The following is a 24190-nucleotide window of genomic DNA, read 5'->3' on the forward strand; positions in this document are numbered from 1 at the left end:
CGGGCGAGCAGGCCCTCCGGGGCGAAGCGCATCGCCCGCGCACCCTGGCCGCCATGCCGTCTGGTCCTGCGCCTACGCTCGGGCGAACCCATGTTCGTGTCCGAGGCCTCACCCACGTCCGAGCCGCACGCCCCGCCGTGGCTGGCCGACCTCAACCCGGAGCAGCACGCGGCCGCCGTGCACCGCGACGGGCACCTGCTCGTGCTCGCCGGTGCCGGGACCGGCAAGACGACGACGGTGTGCGCCCGCGTGGCGTGGCTGATCGAGGAGGGCGTCGCACCCGAGCGCATCCTGCTGCTGACGTTCACGCGCCGGGCGGCGCGCGAGATGCTCGCACGGGCCGGGGCGCTGACGCGGTCGGCCCCGGGCGGCGGCGCCCGGCGGGTCGTCGGCGGCACGTTCCACGCCGCGGCCCACCGGCTCGTGCGCGCCCACGCGGCGGCGCTCGGGCTGGCCCAGGACTTCGCGCTGCTCGACGCCGCCGACGCCGCCGACCTGCTCGACCTCGTCCGCCAGGAGCAGGGCCTGAGCGAGACGGGGCGCCGCTTCCCGCGCAAGCACACGCTGGCCGACCTCTGCTCGCGGACGGTCAACGCGCAGCGGCCGCTGCGCGAGCTGCTGGCGTCGGACTTCCCGTGGTGCGAGGAGCACGGCGACGCGCTGGCCGAGCTCTTCCGGGCGTTCGCCGCGCGCAAGCGGGAGCTGGGCGTGCTGGACCTCGACGACCTCCTGCTGTACTGGCGCGCGCTCGTGCTCGACCCGGCCGCGGGGCGCCACATCGCGCAGGGCATCGACCACGTCCTCGTCGACGAGTACCAGGACGTCAACGGCCTGCAGGTCGACATCGTCGCCGGCCTGGCCGACCACGGCTGCACGGTCACCGCGGTCGGCAACGACTTCCAGGCCATCTACGGGTTCCGGTCGGCCTCGGCCGGGCACATCCTCGGCTTCCCGGCGCAGTTCGCCGGGGCCGCGACGGTCACGCTGGAGCGCAACTACCGCTCCGGCCAGGGCCTGCTCGACGTCGCCAACGCGGTCGCCGCCCAGGACGCCGACGGCTTCCCGAAGGTCCTTCGCGCCCAGCGGGGCGGCGGCGAGGTCCCGCGGCTGGTGTTCTGCCGCGACCAGACCCACGAGGCCGCCGAGGTGTGCGACCGGGTGCTGGCCGCCCGCGAGGAGGGGATGCTCCTGCGCGAGCAGGCGGTCCTGGCCCGCACGGGCCACGACACCGACCTGCTCGAGCTTGAGCTGTCGCGGCGGCGGATCCCCTACGTCAAGTACGGCGGCCTGCGCTACCTGGAGGCCGCCCACGTCAAGGACTTCCTGGCCGTGCTGCGGCTGACGGACCGCCTCGGCGACGAGATGTCGTGGTTCCGTGTCCTGCTGCTGCTCGAGGGCGTCGGGCCCAACCGGGCCCGCCGGGCCCTCGACCACCTGCTCGCGGGCGGCCCGCCGCCGGCGGCCGAGCTGCCGGCGCGCTGGGAGACCGCGCGGGCGGAGCTGCCCTCGGGCGCCCGGGAGCATGGCGACGCGCTCGTCGCCGCGCTGGCCGGCGCCCAGGACGCCGGCGCCGCGGCGGGGGCCGAGCGGCTGCGCGACGCGCTGGCCCCGCTCGTGCGGGCCAAGTACCCCGACGGCGCCGTGCGCCTCCAGGATCTCGACGCGCTGTGCGGCCTGGCCGGCGAGGCGGCCGACCTGCGCACGTTCGTGGCCGAGCTCGTCATCGACCCGCCGTCCTCGTCGAGCGACCTCGCGGTCGCGCCCCACCTCGACGACGACTGGCTCGTGCTGTCGACCGTGCACTCGGCCAAGGGGCTGGAGTGGCAGTCGGTGCACGTCATCGCTGCCTACGACGGCAACTTCCCGGCGTGCATGGCCGTGGGCACGAAGGAGAGCATCGCCGAGGAGCGCCGCCTGCTCTACGTCGCGCTGACGCGGGCGCGCCGCTCGCTGACCGTCTACGTCCCGCGCCGCTACTACCACCGCCCCACCGGGCGCGACGACGGCCACGGCTACGGCAAGGCCTCGCGGTTCCTGTCGCCCGACGTCCAGGCGCTGTGCGAGGTCGTCCACCTGGCCGACGACCCCGCCGCCGCCGCACCGGTCCCCGCCCCCGGCGCGCAGGCGAGGATCACCGTGTCGGTGGACGAGCTGTTCGCCTGAGGGCGCGTGTGGCGCGGACGTGGGGCATCACCACGCGAACGCGCCATCCGACCGCGCGGCAGGCCGGACGCGCCCGTCCGCCCGCACCGCGCTACGCGCGCGTCCCGCCGGCCCGCGCCGCGCCGAAGTCCACCTGGAACGACGCGCCCCCCAGCGCGGCGTCGCCGACCGTCACGGTCGCGCCGTGGTGGCGGGCCTGCTGGGCCACGAGCGCGAGGCCGAGGCCCGAGCCCGGCGCGTCGCCGCCGTCGACGCGCGCGAAGGGCTCGAAGACCCGGTCGCGCTCGTCCGGCGGCACGCCGGGGCCGTCGTCCTCGACCCGCAGGACCGCCTCGGGCGTCAGCGTGACCTGCACGCGGCCGGCGGCGCGGCCGTGGCGCGCCGCGTTCTCCACCAGGTTCTCGGCCAGCAGCCGCAGGCCCGGCTCCCAGCCGCCGACGAGCACCGGCGTGCCCGGCAGGTCGGCGACCAGCGCCACCGGGGGATGGCGCGCGGCGACGGCGCCGACGGCCGCGTCGACGACCTCCACGAGGTCGACGGTGACGTGCTCGGCGGGCGCGGCCTCGCCGCGGGCCAGCGCCTGCAGGCCGTCGAGCAGCTCGACGAGGCGGCGCTGCTCGTCCAGCGCGTCGCCGAGCATCGCCTCGCGCCGAGGCTCGGGCAGCTCGGGATGGCGACGGAGCGTCGACAGCGTGGCCTGCACGGAGGTCAGCGGCGTGCGCAGCTCGTGCCCGGCGTCGGCGGCGAAGCGCCGCGTGGCCTCCAGCGCCCGCTCGCGGTCCTGCGCCGAGCGGCCCAGGCGGGCGAGCATGGCGTTGAAGCTGGCCGCCAGCGACCGCAGCTCGGCCGGCCCGTCGTCGGGCGGCACGCGGCGGCTGAGGTCCTGGTCGCCCGCGATGCTCGAGGCCACGGCGCGCAGGCGCCGCAGCGGGCGCAGCAGCAGCTCGGCGGCCAGCCAGACGCCCGCGCCGGCGACCAGGAGCGTCACGAGCCCGAGGCCGAGCAGCTGGCGGTCCAGGCGGTGCTGGCGGCGCTGCAGGCCCGCCAGCGGCGTCACGGCCTCGATCCGCGCCAGCCCGCCCAGCTCCTTGTCGCTCAGCGTCGTGACGTAGGCCCGGTAGCTCTTGCCCCCGGCGCGGAACGTGTGCAGCCCCGGCGTCAGCCGCGCGTGGGCGGGCGGCGGGATCCCGGCATCGAGCAGGACGCTGGACCCGAACAGCAGGCGCAGCGAGCTGCCCGTCGCCGACAGCACGTCGTCCAGGCGCCGGTCGTCGCCCGGCACCTCCTCCTGGACGGCCGCCCGCGCCGTGCCGCGCGAGAGCTCGGCCGTGCGCTCGAGCCGGTCGTCGAGCGCCGCGCGCTCGGACTGCGCGACGAGCCGGGACACGAGCAGGCCGGCGACCACCAGGACCGCCGTCAGGACGATCAGGATGCCCAGCGTCAGCCGGCCGCGGAGACTGCGCAAGCGCGTCAGCCTCGCAGGACGAAGCCGACCCCGCGGACCGTGTGCAGCACACGCGGCTCGCCTTCGGCCTCGAGCTTGCGCCGCAGGTAGCCGACGAAGACGTCGGCGACGTTCGTGCCCGGGTCGAACGTGTAGCCCCAGACGTCCTCGTGCAGCCGGGCGCGGTCCAGCACCTCGCCCGGGTGGCGCATGAGCAGCGCCAGCAGCTCGAACTCGCGGCGCGTCAGGTCGAGATCGCGGCCTCCACGCACCGCGGTGCGCGCCCGCGGGTCCAGGCGCAGGTCGCCGACCTCGAGCGCCTCGTCCTCGCCGGCCGGGCGGCGGCGCAGCAGCGCATGCAGGCGCGCCGCGACCTCCTCGAGGGCGAACGGCTTGACGACGTAGTCATCGGCCCCCGCCTGCAGGCCGCGCACCCGGTCGTCGACGTCGTCGCGCGCGGAGAGCACGCAGATCGGCACGTGATCGCCGGCCGCGCGCAGGCACCGGATGACCTCCAGGCCGTCCAGGTCGGGCATGGAGAGGTCCAGCAGCACGACCGCGGGCGCATCCGCTCGCACGCCTCCAGCGCCGCGCGCCCGCCCGAGGCGGCCACGACCGCGAACCCCTCGAGCTCGAGCCCCGCCCCGACGCTGCGCCGGATCCCCGCGTCGTCGTCGACCAGCAGCACCACGGGCCCCGCCGCCGGCGGGTCACCCACGCCGCACGACCTCGCAGTCGCCGGCCACGACGTCGAGCGCGTCGGCGATGACGCGGTCGCGGCCCGCCCCGCAGCTGATGGTGTCGGCGAACCCGTCGCGGGCGCGGATCACGTCGTTGCCCGCGCCGCCCAGCAGCGTGTCCTGCCCGGGACCGCCGATGATGAGGTCGTTGCCCGCGTCGCCGAAGACCACGTCGTTGCCCGGGCCACCGTTGAGGATGTCGGCGCCCGCGCGGCCGCGGATGCGGTCGGCGCCGCCGCGGCCCAGGATCCGGTCGCGGCCCGGGCCGCCCACCAGGACGTCGGGGCCCCGCGTGCCGATCTGCAGCCGCGGGCCGGTCGCGGCGACCGCGGCGGTGGACCCGCCGAGGACGGCGAGGAGCGCGAGGAGGGCGGCGGGGCGGCGGGTCACGGTGCAGAGGATGGCGCAGCTTCGCGCACGCACAGCATGCCCGCTGCAGGTCTCATGTGTTCCTCATGGAGCGTGAGGACTCCCTGAGAGGCGCTCGGTGGGCAGGCCGCGGCGGGTGATGCTCCTCGGACAGCACCCAGGAAGCGACCAGGAGGAACTCCATGCAGGTTCGCACGTCCATCATCGGCGTGGGCGCCGCGCTCGCGCTCATCCCGGCCGGCACCGCGCTGGCCGCCACGATCAACGGCGGTCCGGGCAACGAGCGCCTCGTCGGCACCCGCGTGGCCGACAGGATCAACGGCAACGGCGGCAACGACCGGATCTTCGGCCGCTCCGGCGACGACCAGCTCAGCGGCGGCGCGGGCAACGACCGCGTCTTCGGCGGCCCGGGCAACGACACGATCGCCGGCGTCCAGGGCAACGACTGGCTCAACGGCGGCTCGGGCGACGACACGATCACCGGGGACGCCAACGGCACCGGCGACCTGACCTCCTTCGACCGCATCTTCGGCGCCTCGGGCAACGACACCGTCCGCGGCGGCGACTCGCGCGACCGCATCTACGGCGGCAGCGGCAACGACACGTCCTACGGCGAGAACGGCAACGACCTGATGGCCGGGGGCACGGGCGACGACCTCCAGGACGGCGGACCGGGCAACGACCGGATCTTCGCCAACCTCGGGCAGGACACGACCTCCGGTGGCCAGGGCGACGACGACCTGTGGGCGCTGGCCCGCGGCGACGTGCATCCGGGACCCGACGGCGAGGTCGACACGGCCGGCGACACGCTGGACGGCGGCCCCGGCAACGACGTGTTCCACACCCGTGACGGCGAGGTCGACCGGGTCACCTGCGGCGACGGCAACGACACCGCGCTGCTCGACACCGTCGACGTGATCACCGACGCGACCGCCGAGAACCCCAACGGCTCCTGTGAGAAGGTCGTGCGCAAGGCCCCGACCCCGCGCGAGTCCCGCAACGAGGACGCCCAGCAGGCGCCCGCGGCGGCGAACGTCACGACCTAGGGGAACGCTCGCCCGGGGGGCGAGGTTCCCTTGCGGGTGCTCGCCCGGGGGGAGACCCGCGGGGAACGCAGGGCCTGGGGGCCCCTCGCTCTGGAGGGGCGACGCACATGGTGCGCCGCCCCTCCCCGCTCAGAAGTGACCGGCCACCGACGCCGCCACCTCGCGGTGGTCCTCGGGCGCCGGGCGCAGGATGAGCACCTCGGCGTCGGCGCGGCGCAGCAGCCACACGAGGTCGTCGCCGCTGAAGCCCGCGCCCGGGTTGTTGGTGGCCGACACGATGACCCGGTCGAAGCGCTCCTCGTCGAGCATCCGCCGCAGCGCGTCACGATAGGTGCGCCCGCGCGCCACCCGCGCGTCGATCGCGACGTGCTGGGAGCTGGCGCGCTGCTCGATCGTCTCCAGCAGCGGCATGGCTCGGGCGCACTGCGCCGGCAGGGCGGCCTCCAGCGGCAGGTTGAGCGGGACGGTCGCCAGGTAGCAGGGCATGAGCGTCGCGCCCTCGGCGCCGGCCAGCCGCACCGCGGCGTCGAACGCGCGGCGCGAGATCGACGCGCCCGTGAACGGCAGCAGGATCCGGCGCACGGACTCCGGGCGCGCGGCGCGCACCTCCCGGCGCCCCGGCGCCCCGCGGCGCTCCCACGCCACGCCGCCCGCCAGGGCCACGGCCGCCGCGGCGACGACGACGAACACGACGAGCACGATCATGCGTGACCTCCGTTGCGCGCCCGCAGGCGGGCGCGGTCGGCGACGATGCGCACGTCCACGCCCGGGGCGAGGCGCATGATGCGCAGGGGCAGCGGCTCGCGCAGGCGCGCGAGGCCGCGGGCCGGGCGCGACGCGCCCAGCAGGATGTAGGTGATGCCGCGCTCGTGCGCGACCCGGGCGACGGTCTGCGCGACGTCGTCGCCGGGCTCGACGAGCAGCGTGGCGCCGAGCACCGACGCCAGCTGGCGCAGCGCCTGCAGCGCCCGCAGGGCCTCGACCTCCTGGCCCGACGGCGCGGCTGACGGCGCGACCCACAGCAGGTCCAGCGGGGCGCTGAGACGCTGCGCCGAGCGCCACGCGCGTCGCACGAGGCGCTGCGCCTCCGGACGGGGCTCCACGAGCGCCAGGAGGCGCTCGCCGACGGCCTGGGCCATCCCGGCGCCGACGTTGTCGCCGTCGCGCGAGGGGCGCTCCTCGGGCGCGGCGCGGCGCGCCTCGACGCTCTCGGCGACCTGGCGCAGCGCGGTCTCGCGCAGCGCGTTGAGGTTCTCGATGCGGAAGAAGTTGTTCAGCGCGGCGTCGATGCGCGCCTCCGGGTAGACCTTGCCCGCCCGCAGGCGCTCCAGCAGCGCCTCGGGGGTCACGTCGACGAGCACGATCTCGTCGGCCTGCGCGAGCACGGAGTCGGGCACGGTCTCACGGACCCTCACGCCGGACAGCTCGGCGATCTTGTCGTTGAGCGACTCGAGGTGCTGGACGTTCATCGTGGAGAGGACGTCGATGCCCGCGTCCAGCATCTGGCGGACGTCCTCGTGGCGCTTGGCGTGCTCGAGGCCCGGCGCATTGGTGTGGGCCAGCTCGTCGACGAGGCACAGCTCGGGCGCGCGCGCGAGCACGGCCGGCAGGTCGAGGTCCTCGAACGTCGAGCCGCGGTAGGTGATCCGCCGTCGCGGCAGGATCTCCAGCCCCACGGCGCGGTCGGCCGTGTCGGTCCGGCCGTGGGTCTCCAGCAGCCCGACGACGACGTCCCGGCCGCCCTCGAGCTCGGCCCGTCCGTCGTCGAGCATGCGCACCGTCTTGCCGACCCCGGCGGCCATGCCGAGGAACACCTTGAGATGTCCACGGCCGGCGTCGATCACGTCACGCCCCGAGCACGTTGTGCACGACGAGGTCGATGAGCTTGATGCCGATGAACGGCGCGACGAGGCCGCCGAGGCCGTACACGAGCAGGTTGCGGCGCAGGAGGGCGGTGGCGCCGACGGCGCGGTAGGCCACGCCGCGCAGGGCGATGGGCACGAGCATCGGGATGACGATCGCGTTGAAGACGATCGCCGAGATGATCGCCGACTGCGGCGTCCCCAGGTGCATGACGTTCAGGGCGTCGAGCGGGCCCTTGGCGTGGCCGGCCGTGGCGTAGGTGGCCACGAAGATCGCGGGCAGGATGGCGAAGTACTTGGCCACGTCGTTGGCGATGGAGAACGTGGTCAGCGCCCCACGGGTGATGAGCAGCTGCTTACCGACCTCGACGATCTCGATGAGCTTGGTCGGGTTTGAGTCGAGGTCCACCATGTTGCCCGCCTCGCGGGCGGCCTGGGTGCCGGTGTTCATCGCGACGCCGACGTCGGCCTGCGCGAGCGCCGGCGCGTCGTTGGTGCCGTCGCCGGTCATCGCGACGAGACGGCCCTCGGCCTGCTCGGCGCGGATGAGCTCCATCTTGCGCTCCGGCGTCGCCTCGGCCAGGAAGTCGTCGACGCCGGCCTCCTCGGCGATCCTGGCGGCCGTCAGCCGGTTGTCGCCGGTGACCATCACGGTGCGGATGCCCATCGCGCGCAGCTGGTCGAAGCGCGCCTTCATCCCCTCCTTGACGGTGTCCTTGAGGTGGATGACGCCCAGGACCTGGCTGTCGCGGGCCACGGCCAGCGGCGTGCCGCCCTCGCGGGCGATGCGCGCGACGGCGCCGTCGAGCTCGGCGGGGATCTGGCCGCCCTCGGCGCGGACGAAGGCGATCACGGCGTCGGAGGCGCCCTTGCGCAGGCGCGTGCCGTCGTAGTCGATGCCGCTCATGCGCGTCTGGGCCGTGAACGGCACGAAGCCCGCCTCGTGCGCGCCGAGCTGACGCTCGCGCAACCCGTGCTGCTTGGCCAGCACGACGATCGAGCGGCCCTCCGGCGTCTCGTCGGCCAGCGAGCTGAGCTGCGCGGCCTCGGCCAGCTCGGCCTCGGTCACGCCCGGCATCGGCACGAGCTCCGCCGCCTGGCGGTTGCCGAGCGTGATCGTGCCGGTCTTGTCGAGCAGGAGGACGTCGACGTCGCCGGAGGCCTCGACCGCACGGCCCGACAGGGCGAGCACGTTGCGGCGCACGAGGCGGTCCATGCCGGCGATGCCGATCGCCGACAGCAGCGCGCCGATCGTCGTGGGGATGAGCGCGACGAGCAGCGCGATGAGCGTCGTCAGCGAGATGTCCGAGCCCGCGAAGCGCGCGAGGGGCAGCAGGGTGGCCACGACGATCAGGAAGACGATCGTCAGGCCGGCGAGCAGGATGTTCAGCGCGATCTCGTTCGGCGTCTTGCGCCGCTCGGCCCCCTCGACCAGCGCGATCATGCGGTCCAGGAACGACCGACCGGGCTCCTGGGTGATCTCCACCAGGATGTGGTCGCTGAGCACGCGGGTGCCGCCGGTGACCGCGCTGCGGTCGCCGCCGGACTCGCGGATGACCGGCGCGGACTCGCCGGTGATCGCCGACTCGTCGACGGTGGCGATGCCCTCGATGACGGTGCCATCGCCCGGGATGACGTCCCCGGCCTGCACGACGACCACGTCGCCGCGGTGCAGCTCGGCGGCCGCGCGCGTGGAGCCGTCGCGCATGGTGGCCACGGTGTGGGAGCGCATCGCGCGCAGCGTGTCGGCCTGGGCCTTGCCGCGACCCTCGGCCAGCGCCTCGGCCAGGTTGGCGAAGACCACGGTCATCCACAGCCACACCGCGACGGTGAACGTGAACCAGGCCGGCTCGTGCCCCCCGCCGAGCGATGATCCGCCGAAGAGCTGGATGAGCCAGGCGCCCGTGGTGATCAGCGCACCGATCTCGACCACGAACATCACCGGGTTGCGGACCTGGACGCGCGGGTCGAGCTTGGCCAGGGACGCGAGGACCGCCGGGCGGACGATCTCCGCGCCGAACAGGGACGATCGCTGCTGGGTCATCGGGCTTCCTGGTCGAGGGCGAGGTTGAGCTTGGTGACGTTCACGCCCGGCTCGCCGAAGACGCCGAGGCCGCGGCCGTCGGTGCTCCGGTCGATGAGCCGGGTGACCGCGGCCGGCCAGAGATGGCGGACCGCGGCGACGCGGTGCGCCTGGATCGCGGCGTTGGCCTGCGAGATGTGCGGGTCCACGCCGGAGGCGCTGAACGTCGCCGCGTCGACCGGCACCCGGCCGGCGGTCAGATCGTGGTCGTAGGGCCGCTCGAGGTCGAGGTAGGCCTGCAGGTTCTGTCGTGTCAGCGCGCGCGACGAGCGCTGGTTGGGCCCGTGGTTGCCGAAGTACGTCACCGTGGCGCTGTAGCCCGTCGCCGACGGTCGCGGTTGGAAGTACCGCGGGTCGGCCTCGTTGACCGGATTGCCGTCGGCGTCCCTGGTGGGCTTCCCGGCGGCGTCGAGCACCGGCTTCCGCCAGGCCCGGCCCAGCAGCGTCGAGCCGGTCACCGTGCCGCCGGACCGGACGAGCGAGCCGTCGGCCCGGCCCGGGAACGCGACCTGGGCGATCCCGGTCATGGCCAGCGGGTAGGCGAGCCCGAGCAGGACGGTGAGGACGATCACGACCAGCGAGCCGCGGATGAGATCCTTGTGCATGTCCTAGAAGAGGTTGGTCGTGAGGGACTGGACGATCGGGCCCAGCAGGAAGGCCGGCAGGAACGTCAGGGCGCCGATGAGCACCACGACGCCGACCAGCAGCACGCCGAACGTCGGCGTGTCGGTGCGCATCGTCCCCAGGCCGGCCGGCGAGACCTTCTTGCGCGCCAGGCCGCCGGCGACCGCGAGCACGGCGAGGATCGGCACGAAGCGGCCGAACAGCATCGCGAAGCCGCCCATGAGGTCGGCGAAGCTGACCCCGTGGGCGCCGGCGTTGCCGGGGGCGTTGGGCTGCAGGTAGCCGGTGTAGCCCGCCAACGCCGAGCCGTTGTTGTTGGCCTGCGAGAGGTAGGCGTAGAACGTCTCGCTGAAGCCCTGCGGGCCGGAGGCGTGGATCGACGGGCCGCCGTATTTGGTGCTGAGCGCCAGGGCGGTGAGCACGAGGACGATGAGGGCGGTGAACAACGCGCCGATCGAGACGAGCTTGACGTCCTTGGGCTCGAGCTTCTTGCCCAGGTACTCCGGCGTGCGCCCGACCATCAGGCCGCCGACGAACACGGCGAGCAGGACGAACAACAACATCATGTACAGGCCGGTGCCGACGCCGCCGAAGACCGATTCGCTGTAGCCGAGGTTGACCATCGGCACCAGGCCCCCGAGGCCGGTGAGCGACTCGAACGCCGTATTGACCGCGCCGCATGAGACCACAGTGGTGATCGCCGTGAACAGCGAGGACGACGCGATGCCGAAGCGCTGCTCCTTGCCCTCCAGGTTGCCGCCCGTGCTGCCGCCGACGTGGCCGGTGTCCAGGCCCGCCAGGTGCTGCGCGGGCGTGCCGTGCAGCTCGGCGAGGTAGACCACGACGACGCTGACGACGAACAGGAAGGACATCGCGCCGAAGATCGTCCAGCCCTGGCGGCGGTTGCCCACCATGCGGCCGAACGTGAACGGCAGGGAGGCCGGGATCAGCAGGATGAGGAACATCTCGAAGGCGTTGGAGAACGCCGTCGGGTTCTCGAACGGGTAGGCCGAGTTGACGCTGAAGAACCCGCCCCCGTTGGTCCCGAGCATCTTGATGGCCTCCTGCGAGGCGACCGGCCCGCGGGCGATGCCGCCGACCGTGCCGCCCAGCGTCTGCACGACGCCCTGGGAGACCAGGACGACGGTGGCGAGCACCGACAGCGGAACCAGGATGTACAGGATGATCCGGGTCAGGTCCTTGTAGAAGTTGCCCAGCGACCCCCTGCCGTGGCGGGCGGCGATGCCGCGGATGAGCGCGACGAGGACGGCGATGCCGACCGCGGCCGAGACGAAGTTCTGGACGGCCAGACCGGCCATCTGCGAGAAGTACGACATCGTCGTCTCCCCGCCGTAGAACTGCCAGTTCGTGTTCGTCAGGAAGGACGACGCGGTGTTGAACGAGACGTCCCACGTCCCGGACCGGAAGCCTTCTGGGTTGAACGGGTGGATGCCCTGCGTGCGCAGGATGACGTAGAGCAGCAGCACGAAGAGGACCGAGACGACGACCAGCGACCGGGCGTAGGCCTTCCAGTCCTGCTCGACCGGGACCCCACCCGCCCCGAGGCGGAAGAGCCGGTACAGGCTGCGCTCGACCGGGGCCAGGACGGGCGTCAGGATGACGCGCTCGTCCGAGAACACGCGGGCCATGTAGGCGCCCATGAAGGGCGCGACCGCGACGAGGATCGCGCAGAAGAGCGCGATCTGGAGGAAGCCCTGAACCATCGCCTAGAACCGCTCCCCGCGCAGCAGCGCATACAGGAGGTAGCCGAGGACGAGGACGCACACGATCAGGCCGAACAGGTCCGAGCCCTTCATACGCGGTCCAGCAGCTCGATCAGACCCGCCAGCGATGCGAAGACCGCGACCAGGAGGAGGATGGCGATGACGTCCATGGCCCTCAGCATGCGTCCGGCCCCGTACGGCGCGCGTGGGCCCGGCGGCCCCGCGCGTACAGATCACGTACAGATCGGCCGGGGGCCGGGGCCGGCGGCCCAGCTGGCCGCGACGATCCGGGCCGCCGCTAGGCGGCGAACCGGTAGCCCACGCCGGGATCGGTGCGCACGTAGCGCGGGCCCTCGGGCGGCTCGATCTTGCGGCGCAGGTTGGCGATGTGACCGCGCAGGACCGTCACGTCGTCGGCGTACTCGGGGCCCCACACCTCGACGAGCAGCGCCCGGTGGGTCATGAGCCGCCCGCGGTTGCGCGCGAGCGTCTCGAGGAGGCGGAACTCGATCGGGGTCAGGTGCACCTCCGCGCCGTCGCGGCGCACGGTGCGCGCCGCGAGGTCGAGCTCCAGCCCCTCGGCCGCGATCGTCGGCTCGTCGGGACCCTCGCCGACGCGCCGCAGCGCGGCCTGCAGCCGGGCGACGAGCTCACGCGCGCCGAACGGCTTGGTCACGTAGTCGTCGGCGCCGGCCTCCAGCGCGCGGACCTTGGCGTCCTCCTCGCCCACGGCGCTGAGCACGAGGATCGGCATCCGGCTCCAGCGGCGGATCTCGCGGCAGACCTCCACGCCGTCGCCGTCGGGCAGCACGAGATCGAGGATCGCCGCGTCGGGCGGGTGCACGGCCGCGCGGTCCAGGGCCTCCTCGGCGGTCTCGGCCGGCACGGCCTCGAAGCCGGCGTCGCGGAGGATGACCTTCAGCGCCCGCAGGATCTGGGGCTCGTCGTCGCACACCAGGATGCGCCGCCCGGTCATCGGGCGTCTCCGGCGCCGACGTCGGCGGCGGGGCGATGCGCCGGTTCGGCGGCTGCCAGCGGAAATTCCACCACGAAGCTCGCCCCCTGGCCCGGCAGCGACTCGACCCGAACCGTCCCGCCGTTGGCCACCACGAAGCCGCGCACGATCGCCAGCCCCAGGCCCGAGCCCAGCGGCGCGCGCGCCCCGCGGGCCGGCGCGCGATAGAACGGCTCGAAGATCCGCTCCTGCTCGGCGGCGGGGATCCCCGGCCCGCGGTCCACGACCCGGATGACCAGCCGCGGCCCCACGACCCGGGCGCGCACGGAGACCGGCTGGCCGCCGCCGTGGGCCAGCGCGTTCTCGATGAGGTTGCCCAGCGCGCGCTCGAGCTGGGCGGCGTCGGCGCGAAGCGGCGGCAGGCCGGGGTCGAGCTGCAGCGTCACGAGCGCGGGCGTCGCGACGTGGTCGCGGGCGGCGGCCAGCACCTCCTCGAGGTCGACCCACTCCAGGCGCGGCGCGGCCTCCCCCGCCTGCAGGCGCGAGAGGTCCAGCAGCTTGCCGATCAGCCGCTCCAGGCGGGCGCCCTCCTCCACGACCGCGCGGCTGAGCTCGCTGCGCTCCTCCGCGGTCAGCGACGGCGAGCCGAGGGCCTCACCCGAGCTGATCATCGCGGTCAGGGGCGAGCGCAGGTCGTGGGAGACGGCGCGCAGGATCGCCGTCTTGAGGTCGTCGCTGCGCCGCAGCGCCGCCGTCTCCACCACACCCGCCTGCAGCGCCTCGCGCTCGACGGCCGCCCCCAGGACGGCCTCGAGCGACGGCACGATCCGCTCGCGCAGCCGCGCCTCGACGCCGGGGCGAAGCGTGCCCGGCAGGACGAGCGTGCCGAGCACGCGCCCGCCGGCGCGCAGCGGGTAGGCCGAGCGGTCCTCGCCGGGCGCGCACTCGCCGAGCGCGAGGGTCGCCGAGGCGAGCCCGAGCGCGGCGGCGATGCGCTGCCCGGTCTGGGCGAGGCCGTCGGCCAGGCTCGCTCCGCCCAGCAGCGCGCGGGCGGCGACGGCGGCCAGGTCGGCCTCCTCCCGGCGCTGCTGGGCCTCGGCGGCCCGCTCGCGGGCCAGCTCGGACACGGCGCTCACGGCGGCCGCGGCGACGACGAACGCCCCGAGCGCGACCCAGTTGCCGCCGTCGGAGATCGTCAGCCGCCCCGTGGGCGGGATGTGGAAGAAGTTGAAGGCCAGCGCGCTGAGCACCGACGTCGCCAGGCCCAGCACCAGGCCCCAGTACGCCGAGACCGCCAGGACCACGAGCAGGTAGACGACGCCGAGCGAGAGCACCGGCGCGACCTGGCGCAGGCCGAAGATCAGCCCGGTCGCGGCGGCGATCCCCGCCACCGCCACCGCGACGCCCGCGGCCGTCGGCGGCCGCACCTCGCGCAGCAGGAGCGGCTCGCGACCGGTGGGCATGACGCCAGCGTACGCGCCCGCGCCCTCGGCTCCGTGCCGGTGCCGCGCTCAGGCGCCGCCGGGCAGCGCGAACCAGAAGCGGCTGCCCTCGCCGAGCGCCGACTCGACGCCGATCGTGCCGCCGCTGCGCTCGACGGCCCGCTGCGCGATGGCCAGCCCCAGGCCCGTCCCGGGGTACTCGGCGAGGCCGTGCAGGCGGTGGAAGGCCTGGAAGATCCGCGGGCGGTGGGCGGGATCGATGCCGATCCCGTTGTCGATGACCTCGATGAGCCAGCCGCCCGGCGTCGGCTCGCTGCGGACGGTCACCGCCGGGTCCTGCGCCGCGGCGAACTTGACCGCGTTGGAGACCAGGTTGCGCAGGGCGGCCTCCACGTCGACGCGCTCGGCCAGGACGTGCACGTCGGGGCCCAGCTGCACGGTCACCCGGACGCCGCGGTCGGTGATGGCGCCCTCCAGCTCGGCGAGCACGGCCGACAGCGTGGCCTGCACGTCGACGACCTCGGGCGCGGCCGCGGGGCCGCCGCCGCGGGCGTACTCGAGCAGCCGGTCGACGAGCGCGTGCATCCGCTCGGCGGCCGCGGTGATCTGCTGCAGGTGCGCGTGCCCCTCGGGCGGGATCGCGTCGCCGTGGCGCGCGAGCACGAGCCCGGCGAACCCCGACACGGTGCGCAGCGGCTCGCGCAGGTCGTGGGCGGCGACGGAGGCGAAGCGCTCGAGCTCCTCGTTGGAGCGCTGCAGACGGTCGTTGGCGGCCCGCAGCGCCTCCTCGGCCGCACGCCGGTCGGAGAGGTCGCGCGTGACCTTGGCGTAGCCGGTCAGCGCGCCGTCGTCGTCGCGCAGCGCGGTGATGACGACGCTGGCCCACAGCCGCGTGCCGTCCTTGCGCACGCGCCAGCCCTCACCCTCGAAGCGGCCGTCGCGCGCGGCCGCCTCCAGCGCGCGCTCGGGCCGGCCGGCGAGCCGGTCCTCCTCCGTGTAGAACATCGAGAAGTGGCGGCCGATCGCCTCCTCGGCGCGGTAGCCCTTGATGTGCTCGGCGCCCGGGTTCCACGTGGCGACCTGGCCGCCCGGGTGCAGCACGAAGATCGCGTAGTCGCGCACGGCGGTGATGAGCCGCCGGAACTGCTCGAGCTGGGCGTTCTTGGCCGTCAGCTCGTCGGCCGACCGGCGCAGGCGGCGCTCGATCGCGCGGCGCGCGGTGAGGTCGCGCACGACCGCGCCGTAGGCGACGAGCCGGCCCTCATCGTCGCGCAGCGCCGTGACGCCGATGACGCCCCAGAAGCGGGCGCCGTCCTTGCGCAGCGACCACCCCTCCTCCTCGGCGCGCCCGTCGCGCGCCGCGGCGCCCAGCATCCGCTCGGGATCGCCGCGCTCCAGGCCCTCCGGAACGGTGAGCGCGTTGACGTGGCGCCCGATGATCTCCTCCGGGCGGTAGCCGTGGCTGCGCACCGCGCCCGCGTTCCAGGTGATGATGATCCCGTCGGGGTCCAGCAGGAAGATGGCGTCGTCGGCCATCCGCTCGACCAGGAGCGCGAGCTGGTCGGCATGACGCTCGCCGTCCGGGGTGGCGACCACGTCGGTCTCGGGCATCGAGCAGAACCTAGCGCTCGGCCCGGTCCGGTGAGCCGCGAGCGGTCCGGGCTCCGTATGGGCAGACGTGGAGCGCGTGTGGGACTACCCAAGGCCCCCGGCCGTCGTGCCGTGCACGCGGCGCGTGCGGGTGCAGGCCGCGGGCGAGATCGTGGCCGACTCCGCCATGGCGCTCCGGGTGCTCGAGACGAGTCACCCGCCGGCGATCTACGTCCCGCCGGGCGACGTCCGCGCCGACCTCGTCGTGCCCTCCCCCGTCGGCCGCACGACCTGGTGCGAGTACAAGGGCACCGCCCGCTACCTGGACGTCGTCGTCGCCGGTCGCCGCCTGGAGGCCGTGGCCTGGACCTACCCGCAGCCCAGCCCCGGCTACGAGGCACTGCGCGACCACGTCGCGTTCTACCCCGGCCGCGTCGACGCGGCGTGGCTGGACGACGAGCGCGTCCAGGCCCAGCCCGGCGACTTCTACGGCGGGTGGATCACCGCCGATCTCGTCGGCCCGTTCAAGGGGCCGCCCGGCACGGCCGGGTGGTGAGGACGGGTGGCTACCGTGTCCCGCGTCACCACCCCCAGGAGGTCGCCGTGCCCGTACGTGTAGGAGTTCAGGTCCAGCCGCAGCACGCCGACTTCGACGGCATGCGCCGGGCGTGGCGCGAGGCCGAGGAGATCGGCGTCGACTCCATCTTCTGCTGGGACCACTTCTACCCGCTCTACGGGCACCCCGACGGCAAGCACTTCGAGGCCATCGCGACGCTCGGGGCGATGGCCGAGGTGACCGAGCGCGCGCAGATCGGCGCGCTGGTCATCTGCAACTCCTACCGCAACCCCGAGCTGCTGGCCGACGCGCACCGCACGATCGACCACATCTCCGGCGGCCGCACGATCCTGGGCATCGGCGCGGGCTGGTTCGAGCGCGACTACGACGAGTACGGCTACGAGTTCGGCACGGCGCCGGACCGCCTGCGCGACCTGCGCGCCGCGCTGCCGCGGATCAAGGAGCGCATCGGCAAGCTCAACCCGCCGCCGGTGGGCGAGCTGCCGATCCTGATCGGCGGCAGCGGCGAGAAGGTCACGCTCAAGCTCGTCGCGCGCCACGCGGACATGTGGCACGGCTTCGGCGACGCCGAGACGTTCGCCCGCAAGAACGAGATCCTGCTCGGCCACTGCGCCGAGGCCGGCCGCGACCCCGCCGAGATCGAGCGCACCTGGGGCGTGCACGGCGACGTCCTGGCGGAGGTCGACGCGCTGCAGGCCGCCGGCGTGCAGCACGTGATCCTCGGCGTCGGCGGCGACGGCAGCGGCTACGACCTCGGGCCGCTGCGCGAGCTCGTGGCCTGGCGCGACGGGGTCAACGCCGGCTGAGACGGGTACTGCTCGCGTCCATGAGCGCGAGCACCGCCGTCCCCGCCGGCTTCGTCGAGTTCCCCGGCCAGGGCCCGTTCCTGGAGCACGTCGGCCCGGTGCACGTCCGAGAGAGCGGCGAGGAGCTCGTCCTGGGGCTGCGCGCGGAGGAGCGTCACGCCAACCACCGGGGCACGATCCAGGGCGGCCTGCTCTCGACGTTCGCCGACTTCGCGCTGGGCCGGGCCATCGACGCCGACGCCGGCGACGGCAAGGACCGGGCGACCGTCAGCCTGACCGTCGACTTCCTCAAGCCGGCGCGGCCGGGCGACTGGATCGAGTCGCACACCCGGGTCGATCGCGTGGGCGGCACGCTCGCCTTCGCCGACTGCTCGCTGACGGCCGGAGACCGCGAGATCGTCCGGGCGCGCGCGGTCTTCGTCGTCGCCGGGTGAGCGCGCGCGAGGTGGTTAGATCCCCGGCGATGCCGCGGCCGACCATCACCCCCGCCTACCGCTTCGCGATGGCCGTCACGACCCCCGCCGTGCGCTGGTGGGGCCGCCTGGAGGTCGAGGGCCTGGAGCACGTGCCCGCCGAGGGGCCGCTGCTGCTGGCCGGCAACCACGACAGCTACTGGGACCCGGTGGCCATCGGCATCGCCGCGCTCCCGCGCCGCCAGATCCGGGCGCTGGCCAAGGCGTCGCTGTGGAAGCCCGGCCTGGGCGCGATCCTCGACGGCATGGGCCAGATCCCGATCGAGCGCGGGCGCGGCGACGCGGGGGCGATGGACCGCGCGGTGGCCGAGCTGCGCGCCGGCGCCTGCATCGGGATCTTCCCGGAGGGCACCCGGTCGCTGGGCCGCGAGCTGCGGCCGCGCAGCGGCTTCGGGCGCCTGCACGAGGCGGTTCCCGAGGCCGGCGTGGTGTGCGCGGCGGTGACCGGCACCGTCGACATCCCGCGCTTCCCGAAGCGCCCCCGTGTCCGCGTCCGCTTCTTCGCCCCCGAGCAGGGCGCCCGTGTCCCCGGCGAGACGGCCGCCGAGCAGGCGGCGCGCCTGGTGGCCGAGATCCGGGGCATCGCGCCGATCGCGCCCGCCGGCCGGCGCGCGCGGCCGGCCCCGCCGCCGCGCCCCTGAGCCCGCGCTCAGCGCCCGACGGCCGAGCCGTCGCCGCCGAGGCGCTCGCGCAGCTCGCGCTTGAGCACCTTGCCCGACGGGTTCTTGGGCAGCTCGTCGACGAAGTGCACCGACTTGGGGACCTTGAACGGCGCGAGGTGCGCGCGGGCGTAGGCGAGCAGGTCGGCCTCCGACACCGGCGCACGGGTCACCACCACCGCCGCGACGGCCTCGATCCAGCGCTCGTGCGGCAGCCCGATCACCGCCACCTCGGCCACCTCGGGATGGGTGTAGAGCGCCTCCTCGACGTCGCGGCCGGCGACGAGCACGCCGCCCGTGTTGATGACGTCCTTGACCCGGTCGACGACGAAGATGAAGCCCTCCTCGTCGATGCGCACCAGGTCGCCGGAGTGGAACCAGCCGCCGGCGAAGGCCTCGGCGGTCTCCTCGGGCTTGTCCCAGTAGCCCGTGCACAGCTGCGGCGAGCGGTAGAGCACCTCGCCCTGCCCGCCGGGCTCGACGTCCTGGCCGTCGGCGTCGACCACGCGCACCTCCACGAACAGGGCGGCGCGGCCCGCCGAGTCGGGTCGCGCGTCGTGCTCCTCAGGGCGCAGGATGGTGGCGACCGGGGCGATCTCCGACTGGCCGAACGCGTTGTAGAACCCGACGCCGGGCAGGCGCTCGCGCAGGCGCTGCAGCACCGGCGTGGGCATGATCGACGCGCCGTAGTAGGCGTTGCGCAGCGAGCTGAGGTCGCGCGTGGCGAAGTCGGGGTGCTCGCCCATCGCGATCCACACCGTGGGCGGCGAGAAGTAGTTCGTGATGCGGTCGCGCTCGATCCGGGCCAGGACGTCGCCGGGGTCGGGCCGCTCGACGATGTGGTTGACGGCCCCGAGCATGAGGTAGGGCATGAGGAACGCGTGCATCTGCGCCGAGTGGTAGAGCGGCAACGGGTGCAGGGGCACGTCGGAGGGGCGCAGGTCGAGCCCCACGACGCAGGAGACGTATTCGTGGACGAAGGCCCGGTGGGTCATCATCGCGCCCTTCGGCGCAGCCGTCGTGCCCGAGGTGTAGAGCAGCTGGACGAGGTCGTCATCGGCCACCTGCACGCCGCCGAGGTCGGGGACCTCGCCGTCGCCGGCCCAGGCCAGCACGTCCCGCGCGGGGTCGGGGCCGTCGCGCAGGGTCCCGCGGTGGGCCAGCGCCAGGTCGCCGGCGACGGCGTCGGCGGCCGGGGCCAGCGCGGCGTCGGCGAACAGCGCCGTGCTGCCCGCCTGCCCGATGATGTAGGCCAGCTCGGACCCGACCAGGTTGTAGTTGACGGGGACGTGGACCAGGCCCGCCCGCGAGCAGCCCAGGAAGAGCAGCAGATAGACGTCGGAGTTGGTCCCCAGGGCGGCCACGCGGTCGCCCCTGGCCAGCCCGAGGCCGAGCAGGCGCCCCGCGACGCGGCTGACCGCGTCGTCGAGCTCGCGGTAGGTCCACGACCGCTCGCCGAAGCGGACGGCCTCGGCCCCGCCGGCGCGCCGCGCGCTGCGGCGCACGACGTCGTCGACGGTGCTGGTCATCGGCGGTGCGGGCATGGCGCGAACCTATCCGCCCCGGAGAGGGTCCCCGGGTGGGCGGTCCGCACCGGGTCAGGCGGGCGTCCGCGGACGGCCCGCGGCCACGGGCTCGGGCGCCGCGATCTTGGCCTGCTGGCGCTCGGGCGCGATCCGCACGACGTCGTGGGCCAGGCCGACGCGCTCCAGGCCGGCGATGACCATGGCCGAGACGTCGATCTCCCACGCGCGCAGGCCGTGCACGGCCGAGCGAGGGAAGGCATGGTGGTTGTGATGCCACGACTCGCCCAGCGAGGGGATCGCGAGCCAGAACACGTTCGTGGAGCGGTCGTCGACCTCGAAGCGGCGCGACCCGAAGTAGTGGCAGATCGAGTTGACCGACCAGGTCACGTGGTGGAGGAGGAAGACGCGCACCAGGCCGCCCCAGACGTAGCCGCGCAGCGCGCCCTGCCAGGTGAAGCCGTGCAGCGCGAAGCCCGCGACCGTGGGGATCAGGAGCGACAGGACGACCCAGAGCGGGAACCGCTTGCCGATGCGCCGGATCGCCGGGTCCTCGTAGAGGTCCTTGGCGTACCGCTTCCAGTCGGCCTGGCCCTGGGTCTCCATCAGCCATCCGGTGTGGGCGTGCCAGAGGCCGCGCAGGCCGCTGCCGTGGCCGACGTGCGGGCTGTGGGGGTCGCCCTCCTCGTCGGTGTGGGCGTGGTGCTTGCGATGGTCGGCGACCCAGTCCATGACCGAGCCCTGGACCGCCAGCGAGCCCATGACCGCGAACGTGCGCTCCAGCCACGGCGACGTCCGGAACGAGCGGTGGGTCAACAGCCGATGGAAGCCGACGGTCACGCCCAGCGCGCTGAAGAAGTACATCACCGCGAGGATCGCGAGGTCGGTCGCGTCGACCCAGGAGTTCCACAGCAGGACGATCGCGGCGAGGACGCCCAGGAACGGGACGACGACGCCGCCGAGATTGGCGTAGCGCTCGGTGCGGGTCATGTCTTAGCACTGTTGCGCCAACGAAGCCCGTTCTCTTGTGCCCTCTCTCGCCTTCGAGTCGCTCCTGTTGTGTCGAAGCTACAAATCCAGCCCCGGCTGACCGCGGGCGCGCCAGGCTGCGGCTGCAAGTCCGCGCCCGCGCCGACCCGAGCGGGTGCGGTCGGCGCCCCGGCACGGTAAACAGGAGGGTCCGTGCCCCGCCGCCGCCGTCGCCGCCGCTCCATGTTCGCCTCGGCGCCGCCGCGGCGCAGCGCCGGGGTCCCGTGGCTGGAGCCCGGCCATCGGGCGGGCGGCCCCCGCCGGCGCCGGCGGCGCAACCCGCTCCCGATGCTGATCGGCGTCCTCGTCCTGGCCGCGATCGTCGCCGTCGTCGTGCTCGTCGTCCGCCACGAGCAGCGCCTGGACCGCCAGCGCGCCCACGCCGCGGCCTACGTGAAGGCCTGGGCGGCGCGTGACACCGAGGCGATGTGGGCCGCCACCGACGCGGCCACCCGGCGCGCCTACCCCCTGGAGCGCTTCCGCGCCCTGCAGCGCAACGCCGACCGCGCCGCGACGGTCCGCTCCGTGCGCCTCGGCGCCGCGTCCAAGCTCAAGGACGGCGCGGTGACCGTGCCCGCCGCGGTGACGACCCAGCTCTTCGGCACGCTGCGGGCGACGGTGCGCGTGCCCGTCGCGCCCGGCGGCGTGCGCTGGACGCCCGCGCTGCGGCTGCCGGGCCTGCGCCCCGGGGAGACGCCGCGGCGCCGGACGCTGCAGGAGCCCGACCGCGCGTCGGTGCTCACCGCCGCCGGCGACCCGCTGGACGCCGACACGGTCCTCGCCCCCTTCGCGCCCGGGCTGCGCAAGCGCTACGCCGCCCGGCTGGCCGGCACGCCCGGCGCCGAGCTGCGCTTCGGCGGCCGGCTCATCGACCGCGTGCCCGCCGTCGCGGGGCGCTCGGTGCGCTCGACGCTCAGCCGCACGGTCCAGCAGGCCGCCCAGAGCGCCCTGGGCTCCAAGCTCGGCGGGGTGGCGCTGATCCGGCCCTCGGACGGCTCGGTGCTCGCGCTGGCGGGCATCGCGGTCTCCGCCCCCAGCCGCCGGGCTCGACGTTCAAGATCATCACCTTGTCGGCCGCCCTGGCGGCGGGGATCGCCACGCCGTCGTCCTCCTATCCGGTCCGCAGCTCGGCGACGCTGTCGGGCGTCAAGCTCTCCAACGCGAGCGGCGAGTCCTGCGGCGGGACGCTGAGCCGCTCGTTCGCCGACTCCTGCAACTCGGTCTTCGCCCCGCTCGGGGCCCGGCTGGGGGCCAGGCGGCTCGTCGCGCGGGCGCGGGCCTTCGGCTTCGAGGAGACCCCGCGGGTGCCCGCGGCCAAGATCAGCACGCTCGGCGATCCCGCCAAGGACCTCCGTGACGCGATCGCGATCGGCTCGGCGGCCATCGGCCAGAACAAGGACCTGGCGACGCCGCTGCAGATGGCCAGCGTCGGGGCCACGATCGGCTCGGGCGGGGTGCGCGCCAGCCCGCGGGTCGTGCGCAGCGACCCGGTCATCCGCCGCCGCGCGGTCAGCGCGCGGGTCGCCGGCCAGGTGCGCGACATGATGATCGGCGTCGTGCAGTCGGGCACCGGGACCGCGGCGGCGCTGCCCGGCGTCCAGGTCGCGGGCAAGACCGGCACGGCCGAGTTGCGGTTCACCGGCGACGGCACGTCGGACCCCAAGAACACCGACGCGTGGTTCGTCGCCTTCGCCCCCGCGCGCAACCCGCGCGTGGCGGTCGGGGTCATGCTCGTCGGCGCGGGGGCAGGCGGCAAGGCGGCCGCCCCCATCGCCCGCCAGGTGCTGACCGCGGCGCTGCGCTGACCGCGCGGCGTCCCGGCGCCGGGCCATGGACGATGATGTCCCCGCCGCCGCGCCCGTCCCGGGGGCACGGCACCGATCAACGGAGGACAGATGACCCAGGGTCCGAGGCGTCGCCGCACGGCGGCGGCGATGATCGCGACGGCGTGCGCGGCCGTCGCGCTCGGTGGCGCCGGCGCGGGCGGCGCATCGGCCACGACGTGGCTCTGCGCCCCCGGGCACGCCGGTGATCCGTGCACGGCCGGGCTCTCCACGACCCTGGCCGACGCGACCGGCGCCACGCTGGGGACGATCACGCCGCCGGCCACGAAGGCGCCGATGATCGACTGCTTCTACGTCTACCCCACCGTCTCGGACCAGAAGGCGCCGACGGCGTCGCTGCGCATCGACCCCGAGCAGCGCTCCATCGCGCTCTACCAGGCCGCGCGCTACGCGAGCGAGTGCCGGGTCTGGGCGCCCATGTACCGCCAGATCACGCTCCAGGGGCTGCTGCAGCCCAAGACGGTGACCAAGGCGATGCAGGAGCGCGCCTACGGTGACGTGCGCGCCGCCTGGCGGGACTACCTCGCCCACCACAACCGGGGCCGAGGCCTCGTGCTCATCGGCCACTCGCAGGGCTCGTTCATGCTGCGCCGGCTCGTGGCCCGGGAGATCGACCCCAAGCCGTCGGTGCGGCGGCGGATGGTCAGCGCCATCCTGCTCGGCGGCAACGTGCTGGTGCGCAAGGGGGGCGGGGTGGGCGGCGACTTCGGCCACATCCCGGCGTGCCGCTCGGCCACCCAGCTGGGCTGCGTCATCGCGTTCTCCACGTTCAACGCGACCCCGCCGGCCGGCGCGCTGTTCGGCCGCGTGACGGGCCGCGGGTTCTTCGGGCGGACCTCGACCAAGGATCTCCAGGTGCTGTGCACGAACCCGGCCGCGCTCGGCGGCGGCTCGGGGCTGCTGACGTCGATCGAGCCGGCGGCGCCGTTCGCGCCCGGGACGATCATCGGCGCCGAGACGACGCAGATCGGCCTGCCCGCGCCGGCGGCCTCCACGACGTGGGTGCAGTTCGACGGCGTCTACCGCGCGGCGTGCTCGGCCGCCGGCGGCGCGCACGTGCTGCGCATCACGGGCGCCGTGCCCGGCGCGCCCGTGCTGCGACCGCTGGCCGACGCGACCTGGGGCCTGCATCTGACCGACGCCAACATCGGCCTGGGCAACCTCGTGGGCATCGTGCACCGCGAGGCGGCGGCCTACGCGCGCCGATGACCGTGCGGCGCCGTTCGGCAACCACCAG

22 protein-coding genes and 1 pseudogene are annotated in these 24190 nt (G+C 74.7%); 9 read left to right on the forward strand and 14 right to left on the reverse strand.

Annotated elements, in window-relative coordinates; translation table 11 throughout:
- Window positions 1-90 precede the first annotated feature (90 nt).
- Window positions 91-2163 carry an ATP-dependent helicase gene (locus FSW04_RS18345; protein ID WP_146921703.1) on the forward strand — a complete coding sequence of 691 codons (2073 nt, stop codon included), beginning with the start codon at window positions 91-93 and terminating at the stop codon, window positions 2161-2163.
- 91 nt (window positions 2164-2254) lie between these two features.
- Here the strand turns inward: FSW04_RS18345 and FSW04_RS18350 are convergent, their stop codons facing one another.
- The 3 genes and pseudogenes from FSW04_RS18350 to FSW04_RS18360 form a co-directional block, all read right to left on the reverse strand.
- Window positions 2255-3628, reverse strand: a complete 1374-nt coding sequence (locus FSW04_RS18350) for a HAMP domain-containing sensor histidine kinase (RefSeq protein WP_146921704.1) — start codon at window positions 3626-3628, stop codon at window positions 2255-2257.
- Window positions 3629-3633: 5 nt separating this feature from the next.
- Window positions 3634-4295: pseudogene (locus FSW04_RS18355) on the reverse strand (response regulator transcription factor).
- Window positions 4296-4317: 22 nt separating this feature from the next.
- Window positions 4318-4737 carry a calcium-binding protein gene (locus FSW04_RS18360; protein WP_228430562.1) on the reverse strand — a complete coding sequence of 140 codons (420 nt, stop codon included), beginning with the start codon at window positions 4735-4737 and terminating at the stop codon, window positions 4318-4320.
- Between the two features lie 161 nt (window positions 4738-4898).
- Here FSW04_RS18360 and FSW04_RS18365 point away from each other — a divergent pair, with 161 nt between their 5' ends.
- Window positions 4899-5762, forward strand: coding sequence for a calcium-binding protein (locus FSW04_RS18365; RefSeq protein WP_146921706.1), 864 nt, complete (start codon window positions 4899-4901; stop codon window positions 5760-5762).
- 129 nt (window positions 5763-5891) lie between these two features.
- Here the strand turns inward: FSW04_RS18365 and FSW04_RS18370 are convergent, their stop codons facing one another.
- The 9 genes from FSW04_RS18370 to FSW04_RS18410 form a co-directional block, all read right to left on the reverse strand.
- The gene (locus FSW04_RS18370) at window positions 5892-6467 is read right to left on the reverse strand and encodes a universal stress protein (protein WP_146921707.1); all 576 of its coding nucleotides are present in this window, start codon (window positions 6465-6467) and stop codon (window positions 5892-5894) included.
- On the reverse strand, window positions 6464-7606 hold the full coding sequence (locus FSW04_RS18375; RefSeq protein ID WP_228430563.1) for a sensor histidine kinase KdpD: 1143 nt from the start codon (window positions 7604-7606) through the stop codon (window positions 6464-6466). Before FSW04_RS18375 ends, FSW04_RS18370 begins: the two co-directional genes overlap by 4 nt.
- A 1-nt stretch (window position 7607) precedes the next feature.
- Window positions 7608-9668 (reverse strand): potassium-transporting ATPase subunit KdpB, encoded by a 2061-nt coding sequence (gene kdpB / locus FSW04_RS18380; RefSeq protein ID WP_146921708.1) that lies wholly within the window; start codon window positions 9666-9668, stop codon window positions 7608-7610.
- Window positions 9665-10312 (reverse strand): potassium-transporting ATPase subunit C, encoded by a 648-nt coding sequence (locus FSW04_RS18385; protein ID WP_146921709.1) that lies wholly within the window; start codon window positions 10310-10312, stop codon window positions 9665-9667. Before FSW04_RS18385 ends, kdpB begins: the two co-directional genes overlap by 4 nt.
- A gap of 3 nt (window positions 10313-10315) precedes the next feature.
- Window positions 10316-12055 (reverse strand): potassium-transporting ATPase subunit KdpA, encoded by a 1740-nt coding sequence (gene kdpA / locus FSW04_RS18390; protein WP_146921710.1) that lies wholly within the window; start codon window positions 12053-12055, stop codon window positions 10316-10318.
- Window positions 12056-12058: 3 nt separating this feature from the next.
- Entirely contained in the window at window positions 12059-12148 is a 90-nt protein-coding gene (locus tag FSW04_RS18395) for a potassium-transporting ATPase subunit F (protein WP_146921711.1), read from the reverse strand.
- Between the two features lie 205 nt (window positions 12149-12353).
- Complete coding sequence (locus FSW04_RS18400; protein WP_146921712.1) at window positions 12354-13031, reverse strand: response regulator transcription factor; 678 nt, start codon at window positions 13029-13031, stop codon at window positions 12354-12356.
- The gene (locus tag FSW04_RS18405) at window positions 13028-14473 is read right to left on the reverse strand and encodes a sensor histidine kinase (RefSeq protein WP_146921713.1); all 1446 of its coding nucleotides are present in this window, start codon (window positions 14471-14473) and stop codon (window positions 13028-13030) included. Before FSW04_RS18405 ends, FSW04_RS18400 begins: the two co-directional genes overlap by 4 nt.
- A 48-nt stretch (window positions 14474-14521) precedes the next feature.
- Window positions 14522-16063, reverse strand: a complete 1542-nt coding sequence (locus FSW04_RS18410; RefSeq protein WP_146921714.1) for a sensor histidine kinase — start codon at window positions 16061-16063, stop codon at window positions 14522-14524.
- Window positions 16064-16130: 67 nt separating this feature from the next.
- Between FSW04_RS18410 and FSW04_RS18415 the strand changes: the two genes are divergently transcribed.
- The 4 genes from FSW04_RS18415 (at window position 16131) to FSW04_RS18430 (ending at window position 18539) form a co-directional block, all read left to right on the forward strand.
- On the forward strand, window positions 16131-16598 hold the full coding sequence (locus FSW04_RS18415; protein ID WP_146921715.1) for a DUF427 domain-containing protein: 468 nt from the start codon (window positions 16131-16133) through the stop codon (window positions 16596-16598).
- 101 nt (window positions 16599-16699) lie between these two features.
- A complete protein-coding gene (locus tag FSW04_RS18420) occupies window positions 16700-17425 on the forward strand; it encodes an LLM class F420-dependent oxidoreductase (RefSeq protein WP_407653000.1) in 726 nt (241 codons plus the stop codon).
- 20 nt (window positions 17426-17445) lie between these two features.
- Window positions 17446-17859, forward strand: a complete 414-nt coding sequence (locus FSW04_RS18425) for a PaaI family thioesterase (RefSeq protein ID WP_146921717.1) — start codon at window positions 17446-17448, stop codon at window positions 17857-17859.
- Between the two features lie 29 nt (window positions 17860-17888).
- Window positions 17889-18539 carry a lysophospholipid acyltransferase family protein gene (locus FSW04_RS18430; protein WP_146921718.1) on the forward strand — a complete coding sequence of 217 codons (651 nt, stop codon included), beginning with the start codon at window positions 17889-17891 and terminating at the stop codon, window positions 18537-18539.
- An 8-nt stretch (window positions 18540-18547) separates the two neighbouring features.
- Here the strand turns inward: FSW04_RS18430 and FSW04_RS18435 are convergent, their stop codons facing one another.
- Together FSW04_RS18435 and FSW04_RS18440 are read right to left on the reverse strand one after the other, a co-directional pair.
- A complete protein-coding gene (locus FSW04_RS18435; RefSeq protein ID WP_228430564.1) occupies window positions 18548-20101 on the reverse strand; it encodes a fatty acyl-CoA synthetase in 1554 nt (517 codons plus the stop codon).
- A gap of 54 nt (window positions 20102-20155) precedes the next feature.
- Window positions 20156-21070: an acyl-CoA desaturase gene (locus tag FSW04_RS18440; RefSeq protein ID WP_146921719.1), complete on the reverse strand. Its 915-nt coding sequence runs from the start codon at window positions 21068-21070 to the stop codon at window positions 20156-20158.
- 192 nt (window positions 21071-21262) lie between these two features.
- Here FSW04_RS18440 and FSW04_RS27350 point away from each other — a divergent pair, with 192 nt between their 5' ends.
- The 3 genes from FSW04_RS27350 to FSW04_RS18450 all read left to right on the forward strand — a co-directional run bounded on the left by FSW04_RS27350 (window position 21263) and on the right by FSW04_RS18450 (window position 24162).
- Window positions 21263-22300, forward strand: coding sequence for a hypothetical protein (locus FSW04_RS27350; RefSeq protein ID WP_228430565.1), 1038 nt, complete (start codon window positions 21263-21265; stop codon window positions 22298-22300).
- Entirely contained in the window at window positions 22201-22914 is a 714-nt protein-coding gene (locus FSW04_RS26285; protein WP_267128341.1) for a penicillin-binding transpeptidase domain-containing protein, read from the forward strand. Before FSW04_RS27350 ends, FSW04_RS26285 begins: the two co-directional genes overlap by 100 nt.
- Window positions 22915-23004: 90 nt before the next feature.
- Window positions 23005-24162, forward strand: coding sequence for a DUF3089 domain-containing protein (locus FSW04_RS18450; RefSeq protein WP_146921720.1), 1158 nt, complete (start codon window positions 23005-23007; stop codon window positions 24160-24162).
- Window positions 24163-24190 lie beyond the last annotated feature (28 nt).

It is taken from the genome of Baekduia soli, assembly GCF_007970665.1.
Taxonomy (GTDB): Bacteria; Actinomycetota; Thermoleophilia; order Solirubrobacterales; family Solirubrobacteraceae; genus Baekduia; species Baekduia soli.